Consider the following 12850-nt stretch of genomic DNA (forward strand, 5'->3'; position numbering starts at 1 on the left):
AGATTATTCACCAAGAAAAATCTTTTTCAAAAGCTATGACTTTTTTCAACCAATCACTTAACAAGGGGCTAATTTCGTATTCGATTAAATCATTAAGCATTACATAGTCTCCTATTTTGAGACCTTCTTCTATCTCTAACAAGAAAGTGTTTACTTCATCTGTATCTATATTTAGCTCATGACCTAGATTTTGTATTTCTGTAAGAGCTTTTACAACCCATTGTAAGCCTTCAATGTATTGTACTAATATGGCAAAGGCTTCTTGTTGTTTTTCACTTTGTAACTTTTCTACAATTTGATCGGTTGCTGAGATTAACTTAGGAATATATTCAATAATAGTACCCAACGTTTCTTGAACAATTTTCAAAAAAATCACCCCATCTTATAATTAGTTTTGCTCTGTTCAATAATCTCTGTTAACCAACTGTACATTTTTTCTGACTTGCTTTTTAGCTCGCTATATAATTTCAAATTTTTATTATATATTCTCTCATTTGCTTCCTTAAAACTTTCATTCTCTTTCTCTAAGTAATTGTTATTAACAATGAATAAAGCTGGCTGAAGAATATGAGACATTATATTGTTTTCACAACTAGTAGTTATTTTTTTATCTAATTTCGCTAACTTATTAAGGGTAACAGAATTAAATTGAAGATCATTTTTATTTATTGCTTTTAATATATTGACCGCTTTTTCGCAATAGTTAATTAGCTCCCCTAGATTCTTTCTTTCCCTTTCATATATTTCGCAAACTCTCTCCCATTCATCAGCTTGTTCACTATTCTTATAAAACATTGTGCTAATTTCTTCTTCATAGTTCTTTTGACAATATTCGTTCACAAAAGAGGAAAAAGCTATATTCTCCATGCCTTCTATTTGCAAGCCACCTTCTGTTGCATTAAAAAATTCATGCTTATCACCTTGCTCATTTATAAAGCTAATATAGTTTTCAAAAGCTTTTTTCATGGAAAGAAAAACGTAATCAGTAGGAACGTCTTCTCCGTAATAACCCTTTTGTAAAATCAGCTTTCTTCCTCTGCTTTGCAGATATTTATCTGCATTTTGTTGATTTATAATACCTGTAGCGTGAGTTAAGTTATTCGTATAAGCTAAATCTTGTCCTATCACACAAATAGGTCCTGAAGTTATCTGCCTAGCAATATCGAGGCAGATGTTAGCGACAGAAGGCCCTCCAATAACAAAGCCTATAGGCTCTTGAAATACTTTCTCAGTAAGGCCTACAGCGCTGACTTGATCCTCAAAGATAACTTTTTTTCCTCTATGCTGTAAGGGTATGTCTTTATGGGTGATGGAGTGAAAAAATAAAGGTACGTGGTCAATCTTTATATCCCTAAAGTTTCTGTAATTTTCTTCTCCTCCGTCAATTGTAACAATAGCATCTGGCTGAATATGATTTTTTAACAGTGCATTAATTGTTGAACCTGCAGAGATAATAAATGCTTTATTTTTAATTAACTTTAATAAAGGTAATTGTTTTATAAGTGATGGACCACCTGAAGCAATAACAACAGGACAGCTTAATTTATTACTTAAGCTGGCAAGTGGCACAGCGTTATAGTTATAAAAAAGGTTATACAATAAATTACGTTGCCATTGTTCTGCAAAATAAAAAGTAGTATTTATGTTTAATATCTCTATGGCAGTTGAATTTTTAATAGTTTCAATTATATCTTTGCTCATTTCAGGGTAAATTTTGCCGTAATTTGGCGATTCTATGTATTCGATTTTTCCTAAATATTGCTTAACGTAAGGGTGTATTATACGGCTGAAATCTGAAATGTCATCGCCTTTAACAATCATTACTTTTTTATAATCAAGATCCTTTAAGTTAAGTTTAATTGCTTCCTTTAGTAGATTTTCATTTGGTTCTATTATGATTAACATTTCGTTATCTTTTAACAAACCTATCATATACTTGGCGTAATAACCTAGCCCTACCCCGAATAAAACATGAAGATGATTTTTTTTAATCTTATTCTTTACAAACTTCTCTGCTTCTTTTAAAGGATCAAACTTACTATGTAGTAAAAATCCTTGTAATTGTACCGTATAAGCGTCCTGAGCTTTAGATTTTATTAAACTATATTTTGATTTCTCAATTTCATTGTTAATGCTACATTTCAAGATTGACACCTCTTCTGTTGAAAAAAAGGCAACCCGCAGGTTGCCTTTTAATAGTTATAAAGATATTTTTAACGAAGTAGTTGAAGAATAGCTTGCGGTTGCTGATTAGCTTGAGCTAACATTGCTTGAGCCGCTTGAGATATGATGCTAGACTTGGTTTGATTCATAATCTCTTTAGCCATATCAACATCACGAATTCGGGATTCTGCGGCAGACAAGTTTTCTGCACCTGTATTTAAGTTGTTAATTGTATGCTCTAAGCGATTTTGATGAGCTCCAAGCTTTGAGCGTTCTTCTGATACTGTTTCAATCGCTTTATTAATATTGGTAATTGCCGTGTTTGCAGCTCCATTAGATGTCACTGAAATATTAGCTGTAGACAAGGACAATGCAGCGGCATCCATCTTATTGATTACAAGAACAATAGTTTGTCCTGAATTAGCTCCTACTTGGAAATTATAGGTTCCAGCAGTTGCAATTAATTTTTGGGTGTTGAACTCTGTTTCTGTAGCAATTCTTGTGATTTCAGTTTGAAGCTGAGATAACTCGTTAGAAATCGCAGTACGGTCTGCTGTCACGTTAGTGTCGTTTGAAGCTTGTACAGCCAGCTCACGCATGCGTTGAAGGATTGCATGAGTTTCATTCAAGGCACCTTCTGCTGTTTGAATCAAAGAAATACCATCTTGGGCGTTTCTTGAAGCTTGCTCTAAGCCTCTGATTTGGCCTCTCATTTTCTCAGAAATAGAAAGTCCCGCAGCATCGTCACCTGCACGGTTAATTCGTAAGCCAGAAGATAGTTTCTCCATAGAGCTTTGTTGCATACCGTTTGCTACGGTTAATTGACGATGTGTGTTCATTGCTGGAATGTTGTTGTTGATAATCATAGTTTATCTTCCTCCTTGATATATAAGGCCGGCATCCGTGCCGTGCCTGTCTAATATTTTGAAACTGAACTTGAGCCTATCCAGCGAAGCTAACCTAGCGAGGCTGTTCATCTTAGCGGCCGTCTAAGATGTTTCTTCTATTGGATTGCTCACTTATATCATCGGAGGACTTTCTCTAATTGCTGTTTCCCCTCTCTCTCCCTATAGGAGCACCTTAGAGTTTCTGCAAAAAAGTACAAACCCTCACATAGAGAAGTTTGTACTTTCTTTTCACTAGCTAGATATTCAAGTAAAGCTATTGCTCACTTATTCCTCAACCCTTATACAGTAACGCTATAGTTATCGTTTAAAATAAAAAAAGCCAGGTTTACACCTGAGCTTACTAATTGGTTACCAGAGGCAACAAAGATTTCTCTAATTCTTGCTCCCATCTTTGATACATAGGCAGTAAAGAAATCTCCATATACTTCATAACCTGTCTTATTTCCTTTTCACTATAAGCTGTCGTTACATAGTGCAAGCTATCGGCTACGTTTTCACCAATCATCATAATCTTATCGACTATAGATTCTTCTATACCATTTACTAAATCATAGATATGCCAATAGCGAGCTTCCACATCTTTAATAATCTCCATCGCCTCTGTAAAAAGACCCTGCTCTAGCTTAAACTGGCTGAGTATCAAAGCTCCTAGGCCAAACTCAGCTAGCTCTAGAATCATCTTAGCTTTTCCCTGCTCTAATTCCATCTATCTCCCTCAGACATTGTACAGAATACTTTTTCTCTATTGTACATCTTTTCAACACTGAAGGAAGATCTTTCTGCAATTTTCTGAAAAATTTTTAAAGCGAGTGACTATGAATCCATGCTTCCCAACTCTTCAAATCCATGCCTATAGCCTGAACATTAGTTCCTACCAGACCACGACCAGGTAGAATAAGTTCAAAAGCCAGCTCCCTTCCTTCGCGCCCTTTGCGCAAAGCATCAGAAAAAACTTGTGCTTCTTGTAAAAACACTTCTTCACCTTCATCAACAACATAAGCTATGTAAGCAGGACGCAAAGTTTCTGCCGCTTCCAAAAGCTCTTGAGAACTTAGATCACTACCGCCATAGATAACACGAAAGCCTCTTCTCTTCAAAAAAACAGAAAAGATTATGGAAGCCTGTTCATGCTGTTCTCCAGCAGGACAAGCAAGTAGTACCATAGCCTTGTCCATACTCATAGGCAAACCAGAAAGCACTGTAGCCAAGCGAAGATTAATAAAATGATTAGCAAAATTCATCTGACTCTGCGCAAGCTCGGCCTGATTATAACAAGCACGTAATTCGTCCATCAAAGGTACAATAAACTCTAAAGCAACTCGCTCCACACTGAAAAGAGAAAGCGCTTCTTCTAAGGCTAATCCTGCCCCTCTTTCATCATAAGCCTTCAAAGCTGTCAAAGCCCTGAGCCAGAGATCGCTCAAAACATTATTACCTTTCTCTTCAACAGGCGAAGGCAGAGCCGCCGATTGTTGAGCCTCCTGTTGGCGCAACATCTCGACGGCTTGTCCTATAGATACACCACTTTTCACTTGTTGAGAAAGCCAACGAATCATCTGCACATCTTCTTGAGAATAGACACGATAACCATTACGATTGCGCTCTGGACGCACTACCTGATAGCGGTGTTCCCAGATACGTAAAGTGCCTGCTGGCACACCCGTCATCTGTTGCACTGCTTTTATATTATAGATGCTCCGCTTTTTGGTACTCATTGCTATTCACCTCTAGAGTAAGGAACATTCTAGTTTACTTGCTAAGTCTATTAGTATTTCATCTTGAAATGTTTATATAGTATCAATTTATGAAAGCTTGAGTCCATTTCGGAACAAATCATACTTTGCAAGATAGCTTTCCAAAGTATTGACCACTCATATCTATTCTGTCGGTGCTACCCAGGTCCGCTGAGCCATTTCATTATCTAGCAGATACATAGCATTCACATCTTGGCCAATCATTTTGAGCTTTTTAATCACACCCTGGAACATAGCTTCTTCTTCTACCTGCTCGTCAATAAACCAGCGTAGGAAACTAATCGTTGCATGCTCCCGCTCATCCATGGCCAAATCCATCAAGCTATAGATCCGCTTGGTCACATGCTTTTCATGAGCTAAGCTCTTTTCAAAAACATCAAGCACAGAAGCATAATGAATCTCAGGATTTTCAAAACCTGTGATAACCACACGACCGCCCATCTCGTTGATAAAGTCAAAAAACTTCATGGCATGAAACTTCTCTTCTTCCGCTTGTACCTTGAAAAAGTTGGTAAAACCATCGAGATCCTGATCAGCACAATAGGCGGCCATGGCCAGATAGAGCTGAGAGGAAAAGAGTTCATACTTAATCTGTTCATTCAACTGCTCTTGTAACTTTTCTGAAAACATGAAACATCCTCCTTATAAACTCACCTTGCTATTCTATAAAAACATTCTTCTCTCTCTTGTTACATGATCCCTTTTATTCAACCATGCTATGCGAGAAAATTTTTTCATTCTTACCGTGAGAATCTTATTATTTACCCGCTAATAAGTCTTCAAGAGCTTTCGGTGTAGGAATAGAGGTCACAGCTTCTCTATTCGCTCGTTGAATCGCTTCATAAACTTCTCCACGATGGACCGATATACTGCGAGGGGCATCAATACCTAGACGAATCTGCTCACCTTTTGTCTCAAGCACAACCAGTTTGATATTATCGCCAATAAAAATGCTCTCTCCCGCTCGTCGTGTCAGTACCAACATGTTCAGCCCTCACCCCCTGCTTGGGCAATTTTTGCTTCAGCACATGATTTTGTGCTTTGTTCGCTTTTCTTTGCCTGTTGCTTTGGAATTCCTTCAGGAAAAACAGCATGACGAGTTGTATATTCCTTATTTTCCAAAACAACTTGTGCGGCCTTGCGCTCTTTAACGTTAAAAACAACAGGTGCAACCAAGTTCGCCGTCATCTTCTCAAATTTCTCGGGCACTGTTACAATCGCCCACACGTGTGCTGGATTCTCTTCAGAAAGAGCCAAATCTTCCACATCATCATCTCTTAACTTTACCTGATAGCCTTGGAAAAAGACAAAAGGATCGACGAGCATAAAAGTTAGCTCTGCCGTTATCACCGATTGCAAAAAGGCAAAAGGACTGTCCGGTTGGTAAGGCAGAAAGACAAATGCTTTCTCCTCAGGAAAACCGGGCAATCCTTTAGGAAATTGAAACACTTCTTTTTCATCCACTTCGATTTGTCCAAAGCGGGTAGTCTCTATGAGCATTAAAGTACACCTCTGCATCTTTATTATTTATTTAGAAAACATCTACTTTATATAAATACATCTATTTTGCAAATATAACATCCACTTATATAATTTATATAATTTCGCATAAGTATTACAATTGTCTATTTATAACAGATCCTGTCGTCCAAAAACGAATTGAAGGCTTCTGCTCTAAGTAAGCTCGCACTGAACCCCACTGGTGTTGTCCCTGTACTTGACCGGGAGCAAAGTGACCTTCTACTTTCCCATTATTAGCTTGTACTCGAAGTTCCCCTTTGCGATAGCGAATATTCGGACGTTCTAGATAGCCAATATTAATATCTACAGGTGGGTCTTCTGAATTGTTTTTGGCAATAGAAGCAATGGGATTGCCGCCATGCTCAATACGCATTAAGGCGTTACCTTCCTGAGCTCTGCGAGCCGCTCCTTCCAAAGCGGCTTTACGGCCAGCTTGGGCATAATCCTTTAAGGCATCAGTACGATTTTTCAGTCCGAGGGAAGCACGGCTTGGATATTGATCAATCTCTAATTGTCCTTCACTTTGTTGCATTTGCAATCGTGGTTCCGCTATTTTCAACTGCAACTGAGGATGGCGAATAGACAATCTGAATTCCGGCTTCTGGATAGATAAGTTAATTTTGCCATACTGTTGGTTTATATGCAACTGTACCATGGCAACAACCTCCTTCATCACAACCTGAAGCCGGATTCAAGCTAAACTCTTCTAAAAGCTGTATTAACGCAAAAAGTCATTTAAACTAGGCTGAATAATGCGAGCCCCAGCCGACAAAGCGGCTCGGTAAACATTTTCCTGGCTTTGCAGATCAGTGATAACTCGAGCAATATTTACATCTTCAGCATCACTGCGCGCGCTTTGTAAGCTAATATTCAAACTTTCCAAACGGTTGATTGTAAAGTCAAGACGATTTTCTCTAGCACCAAGATTCGCTTGTTCATCAACCATATTATTAATTTGTTCAGTTACCTTCGTAATAAATGGTGAAATCTCTGTCGATTCGTTTTTGGGATCTCGCAAAGTAGCTGTAATATTATCTAGCAACTTAAAAACATTGTTATTCTTATCAGGATAGTCAAATAGCTTAGCGCCTACTGTATTGACGGTTACATAATTGCGATCGCCTAGTTCTAGTTTAATCTCTCCAAGGTTGCCGTTCCAAGCACCATCTTTTTCCGCTGGTTGTACGAGTGTATTAGTTCCCCCAAATATATAGCGCCCTGCAATGGATGTGTTGGATAACTGAAGTAAGTGATCTCGCAATTCTTGAATTTCTTTGGCTATCGCTTCTTTGGCATCCCCATCTAAAGTGTCATTAGAAGCCTGCACCATAAGTTCTCTTACTCTATGAAGTACTTGCACTGAATCGCTTACAGCACCTTCTGTTTGTTCTAGCCATAGTTTAGCTTCGTAGGCATTTTCTGCATACTTTTGCACTTCCACCTGATTAGATCGGTAATACATAGAACGAGCAACAAGCACAGGATTGTCACCCGGTCTATGAATGGCTTTACCCGTCGAAAGCTGGTTCTGGAACTTTTCCATTTGCCGATAGCTTGATTCTAGGTTACGCATAAATGTATTATTCAACATTTGCTGTGTAACACGTGTTACCAATTCAGTTCACCTGCCTTATACGTATCTTAACGTCCCACAAGACCCATGCGGTTTACAATAGTTTCAATCATTTCATCCATTGTTGTAAGCATACGTGCCGCTGAGTTGTAAGCATGTTGAAGTTGAATCATATTGGACATCTCTTCATCTAGTGAAACGCCTGATACAGACATGCGATGATTGTCAACTACAGTAGCTAGTCTTTCCTGAGTCTCCATCATACGCCAAGCCTGTTGAGAATTAACACCAAGCTGAGCTACTGTAGCACGATAATAATCATCAAAAGTAGAAGACTCGGGCAAGCCGGCAATAGATTTATAACGCAGGGAAACCATATTCAAGACGTTGCCATTATCACCAGGTGCTAATTTCACCGCCCCAAACTCCATTGTACCTGGAGCGGCGGCGGCGATGTAATCAAGATCATACAAAATCTTATCGTTTATGACAATGCGGTCCAGCGCTTTGGTATTACCGCTGTTATCTTTACTATCAACAAAGAAATCTACAACACTATACAGACCCTCAGGGTCGAAATAAGCGCCGCCACTGCCTTGATTAGCTGTAATAAACTTCATATCCACGCCTTGCTTATGAGCTTCATTGACTTCATCAATGAAGTTGTAAGCTAAAACTTCCAGCTTACGGCGCATATCAGATATTAAGCCTTCTCGTTTACTAATATTAATGATTGGAGGATTTGGAGGAGAGCTAGCAAGCTCGGCAAGATCAAGACGCATAATCTCTTCGCCTGCAGAATCTACAACTTTTACGATATTGCCAGAACCATCTTCAGCAGAAACTACATCATATGTTTTTCCGTAAGCATTAATAGTGACACCAGCAAAGGAAGAGTGCCCAAGGGCATCATAACCAGAAAACTTCATCGGTGTAGCTGAAGTTTGACCTGCTGAAATAGAGTTCCCGAATAAACTTCCCCCACCTGTACCAGCCGCTTCTGCAAGTACAAAGTCAATTGTATGTTCGATTTTACCTGCTTTGTCGCTTATAAATTCTAATTTTGCAGTTGGAGCATTAGGATCGGTATTGTCAACTATGTAATTAACTTCAACACCTGTTATCTTTTTCATAGCGTTAATTCGCTTCTCAAATTCTGCTAAGTCCAGTATTTTTTGGCCATCTAAGGTTTCAGAAAAATCGTTATCTGTCAAAGTAAATTTATAACCGTTTATTACTATGGCATCGCCAACTTGCGGTAAGTTATTTCCCATAAGTGGAAAGTCCGCTGTACTATTATGACCTTGCGTTGCTAGTACAGGAGTAGTTGGTGAATGATTCGTTAGGGCAGTTAATAAATCAGCTATATTATACTCCCCAGCAGGTGCTAGATGAGTCACATTCAAAACAGCTTCAATATTAGATCGCCACTCAAATTGACCTGTATTAAAAAGAGTAGTACTACTAGGTGGAACTAAAGATCCTCTCGCCTCTAAAGTCCCTTTTAGAGCACCTGACTGGAAGACAACACGCTTATCTGTGCCAGCCCAATAGATTTCATTGAGTGCTTTCTTTTGACTATCTGTTTCAAGCCTCGTCTCTAACTTGTTAACAGTAGCACCGTGGACAAGAGTACCATTGCCAAGGGTGACAACAATCATGCCATCAGGCATTTCGTAAGTATTTATGTCTGACAGCTCCGCCAGCTGGTCAAGCAAAATATCTCGCTTATCCCGCAAATCATTAGCGCTATCATTGGACACTTCAGCACGCTGGATCTGCAGGTTCAGCGAACGAATCTGTTCTGCAATGTCATTAACTTGTGTAACCTTGATCCCAATTTCTCGATCTAGATCGCGTTCTAAGTCATCAAGTCGCTTAGAGATATGGTAAAAAGTCTCCGATACAGCCATACCGCGCTGACGAACAACACTACGATTAGACAAACTTTCAGGGTTCTTAGCAAGATCTTGCCATGATTCCCAGAACTGATCCAAGACAGCTTGTAATCCATCATCAGAAGGCTCATTCAAGATATGTTCAATCTTTTTAAGTGTATCAACTTTGGCCAACCAATAGCCATATTCCTTAAGCTCATTTCGATATTGCAAGTCTAGAAAAGCTTCCCGATAGCGCTTAATCTCATCAACTTGCACACCAGTACCAATTTGGCCTGTCATATTAGGCTTCGTCAACGAAGGCACGGGCATAGGCGTAGCCGTACCAAATACAGCCTTCTGCCGCGTATAACCAGGCGTATTAGCATTAGCAATATTGTGGCCCGTCACTTCTAAGCCCCTTTTCTGAGCTCCTAAAGCGGCAGACATCATATTAATTCCAAAAAAACTTGATATGGGCATTGGTTCACCTCTTTATCCACAAAGGGCTTTGATTTATGTTCTGCAGTTAAACTTTATATTCTTCGGTTAAAAAGGACAGAGCGATCTTTTCTTTCGCTTCCTTCCGCTGAATTCTTTGTAGGATCGTAAGTCGCCTCATCTTCCACATCACTCAACAAATCATAAAAATGCTGACAAAACTCCAGCGACTGCTGAATCAATTGGTGGTTAATCTCATTTTGTCTGTTCAAATCACTAATTTTATCTTGTAACAGTTGTACCGGTTCCATCAAGCGAGGTCTCCATTCTTCCGGCAGATGAGACATAATTTCCGATACTGTCTTACTTTGTGCAGAAGAAAGACCCATGCTTTGAATCAGTTCCTCTGTCACCTTCTGCCGTAGATTCTCCACCTGACCGGACTGATTGATCAAGGTATTTTCAGCTTCTGTAAGCTTCTTGATTTCTTCAATATTAGACTCAATCAGAGCTTTTTCTTTACTCTTAGCCAAAGCTAAAAGCCCCTTAAAGATCTGACCTTGCATATTCATAACACTTAATAAACGTTGAAAAAGGTCCTCTCGGGCATCATTCATTACTACTCCTGAACCCAAGGAGACCTTGCAGTTATCTGTCATTCCCTGACCCACCTTTTGAACTATTTCGACTCAAGGCGATCGATAAGGCTTCGTCCGATCATCTTTTCTGCTATCTTCTCACCGCTTACATTGTACGTACCACTCTCTATCTTCTGCCGCAACTTCTCTACTACCTCTTCACGAATCTCTGGTGTCTCCTGGATCACCTTAGAGGCGGCCTGCAAAAGGCGAGCATCTTCCGAAAGGCTTACTTTGTCCTTGCCCATCTTCTGTACTTTATCAGCTGGGCGAGCTTCAGTCTTCTTCTCCACTCGATCAACGCCGTACATCTTTAAGATGTTCTGGATCTGGTTTGATGATATCTTCATGTCCCTCACACCCCTACCTCACAGGTTGAAAAAACAACGCTGTCGCTTCCCATGAATTCTTATAAGTTACTTATCGTAAAGGTAGTCAAAAAACTTTAATAAAAATTTCTTTTTAACACTTTAACTCAGTATGGAAATAATCAAAAATTCATATCCCCTTAAAAGAACCCAAAAAGAAAAAAGCCAGCATAAGCCAGCTTTTTCTACCACTTTTTGCCCTTCTCTTTTTCCACTGCAAAGACACGCTCACGACGCATCTTATTATACTCTTCTTGTTCCGTAGCTTTCAGTGTCCCTGCCGCTTTTCTTAAGTCGGAAGCCAACTCATCCTGACATCTTAAACAGATATTACCCTTATCAATAGGCTCTTTACAATGATCACAAGGCCAAGTCGCCTTCAAAGTAGAAGTTGCTTCCAAGCGTCCCTCTTTGATATAGCGAACAATTGTATCCTCATCAACACCAGTTTCATTAGCCACATCAATAACATTAGCGCCAGGATTTTTACGCAAATAAGTGCGGACAGCTTCATAATGTTCTTCTTCTTCTCGAATGCAGTGGGGACAAAGATTGCGTGTTCCTGGATGATGGACAAAGATCCGGTCACAGCGAGGACAGTTTTTTACATTCATACATTTTGCCTCCTCACAGGATTCACTTTATTCTATTATATCCTGCCAGAAAGTAGATCGGCAATAGGAATAATAACTGCTCTATACTCCAATTCCGGCAGAAGCTGTTACCACATAAACAGAATCTACTCCACTTTGCCGTAACACCTTAGTTGCTTCAGTAACCGTTGCCCCGGTTGTATACACATCATCGACCAGAATAGCTACCTTAGCTTGCTGTCCAGCCTTATTAAGCAGTACTGCCCCTTGGGCAAGTTCAAACTGCCCCTCTAAGTTACGCAAACGCTCATATCGCCCTAAGTGAGCCTGCGTCTCCGTATCGCCTTTTCGGACTAACACATCAGCTACAGGCAGAGCCGTTTCCTCTGCAATACTCTTAGCCAGTAAGTAAGACTGGTTAAAATTCCGGCTATAAAGTTTATCGGCATGTAAAGGAATAGGAATAAGTACCGCTCCATAAAGATCGCCCCAAGGATTCATTAAAGAACTATTAGGTCCATAGAGCCAGATTTGTTGCGCCATCATCTTTCCTAAAGGCACAGCCACATTGCGTCGACCTTTGTATTTTAGATCATGAATAGCCTGACGCAATAGACCTTCATAAGGTCCAATATTCCAAGCACCTTGAAACAAAGGTTCCTGCTCACTACAGTTTTCGCAGATATGCTCCCTTGGGAGTCGCAGATCCTTAAGCTTTCTTGATTCCAAAAACTCCTTAGGCAACCGCAAATACTTACTACAACGTTGACATTGAACAAGATCTAGTTCCAAAGCTTCTATTTCTTGTATGCAATTACGGCAGAGCCCGGAACGTCCCCAGCTTTTGCCACTTTGCCCTAGTGGGTTCTGACAAAAAGGACAATCCTGCCAGGTAGGAAAAAAAGTTTCTTTCATTTCCGTCCAAATCTGCTGTAACAACGCTCTAACCCTCCTAGCTTCTAATCAAGCCTTATGTTTTAACGGTTAAAGGACTTCAGTTCTGGACTGTTTAGT

General features: G+C 39.7%; 15 protein-coding genes. All 15 read right to left on the reverse strand.

What is annotated here, in order from left to right; translation table 11 throughout:
• Positions 1-7: 7 nt before the first annotated feature.
• The gene (locus F9B85_RS03130; protein WP_151618481.1) at positions 8-367 is read right to left on the reverse strand and encodes a DUF8042 domain-containing protein; all 360 of its coding nucleotides are present in this window, start codon (positions 365-367) and stop codon (positions 8-10) included.
• Between the two features lie 5 nt (positions 368-372).
• Positions 373-2145 (reverse strand): motility associated factor glycosyltransferase family protein, encoded by a 1773-nt coding sequence (locus F9B85_RS03135; protein WP_151618483.1) that lies wholly within the window; start codon positions 2143-2145, stop codon positions 373-375.
• Between the two features lie 68 nt (positions 2146-2213).
• Complete coding sequence (locus tag F9B85_RS03140) at positions 2214-3029, reverse strand: flagellin N-terminal helical domain-containing protein (RefSeq protein ID WP_151618485.1); 816 nt, start codon at positions 3027-3029, stop codon at positions 2214-2216.
• Positions 3030-3411: 382 nt separating this feature from the next.
• Positions 3412-3777 carry a DUF8042 domain-containing protein gene (locus F9B85_RS03145; protein ID WP_151618486.1) on the reverse strand — a complete coding sequence of 122 codons (366 nt, stop codon included), beginning with the start codon at positions 3775-3777 and terminating at the stop codon, positions 3412-3414.
• Between the two features lie 94 nt (positions 3778-3871).
• On the reverse strand, positions 3872-4786 hold the full coding sequence (locus F9B85_RS03150; RefSeq protein WP_151618488.1) for a MerR family transcriptional regulator: 915 nt from the start codon (positions 4784-4786) through the stop codon (positions 3872-3874).
• Between the two features lie 162 nt (positions 4787-4948).
• Positions 4949-5455: a ferritin gene (locus F9B85_RS03155; protein WP_151618490.1), complete on the reverse strand. Its 507-nt coding sequence runs from the start codon at positions 5453-5455 to the stop codon at positions 4949-4951.
• A 127-nt stretch (positions 5456-5582) separates the two neighbouring features.
• On the reverse strand, positions 5583-5810 hold the full coding sequence (gene csrA / locus F9B85_RS03160; protein WP_151618492.1) for a carbon storage regulator CsrA: 228 nt from the start codon (positions 5808-5810) through the stop codon (positions 5583-5585).
• Positions 5811-5812: 2 nt separating this feature from the next.
• On the reverse strand, positions 5813-6289 hold the full coding sequence (gene fliW, locus F9B85_RS03165; protein WP_207707027.1) for a flagellar assembly protein FliW: 477 nt from the start codon (positions 6287-6289) through the stop codon (positions 5813-5815).
• Positions 6290-6440: 151 nt separating this feature from the next.
• Positions 6441-7001 carry a DUF6470 family protein gene (locus F9B85_RS03170; protein ID WP_151618495.1) on the reverse strand — a complete coding sequence of 187 codons (561 nt, stop codon included), beginning with the start codon at positions 6999-7001 and terminating at the stop codon, positions 6441-6443.
• Between the two features lie 63 nt (positions 7002-7064).
• Positions 7065-7961 carry a flagellar hook-associated protein FlgL gene (gene flgL / locus F9B85_RS03175; protein WP_151618497.1) on the reverse strand — a complete coding sequence of 299 codons (897 nt, stop codon included), beginning with the start codon at positions 7959-7961 and terminating at the stop codon, positions 7065-7067.
• Between the two features lie 26 nt (positions 7962-7987).
• Positions 7988-10279 (reverse strand): flagellar hook-associated protein FlgK, encoded by a 2292-nt coding sequence (gene flgK, locus F9B85_RS03180; protein WP_151618499.1) that lies wholly within the window; start codon positions 10277-10279, stop codon positions 7988-7990.
• Positions 10280-10332: 53 nt separating this feature from the next.
• Positions 10333-10896 (reverse strand): flagellar protein FlgN, encoded by a 564-nt coding sequence (locus tag F9B85_RS03185; protein ID WP_151618501.1) that lies wholly within the window; start codon positions 10894-10896, stop codon positions 10333-10335.
• A gap of 20 nt (positions 10897-10916) precedes the next feature.
• Entirely contained in the window at positions 10917-11225 is a 309-nt protein-coding gene (gene flgM / locus F9B85_RS03190) for a flagellar biosynthesis anti-sigma factor FlgM (protein ID WP_151618503.1), read from the reverse strand.
• Between the two features lie 203 nt (positions 11226-11428).
• Positions 11429-11857, reverse strand: a complete 429-nt coding sequence (locus tag F9B85_RS03195) for a hypothetical protein (protein ID WP_151618505.1) — start codon at positions 11855-11857, stop codon at positions 11429-11431.
• 81 nt (positions 11858-11938) lie between these two features.
• Positions 11939-12775 (reverse strand): ComF family protein, encoded by an 837-nt coding sequence (locus tag F9B85_RS03200; RefSeq protein ID WP_151618507.1) that lies wholly within the window; start codon positions 12773-12775, stop codon positions 11939-11941.
• Positions 12776-12850 lie beyond the last annotated feature (75 nt).

Origin of the sequence: Heliorestis acidaminivorans (assembly GCF_008933955.1) — a bacterium.
Lineage (GTDB): Bacteria > Bacillota > Desulfitobacteriia > Heliobacteriales > Heliobacteriaceae > Heliorestis > Heliorestis acidaminivorans.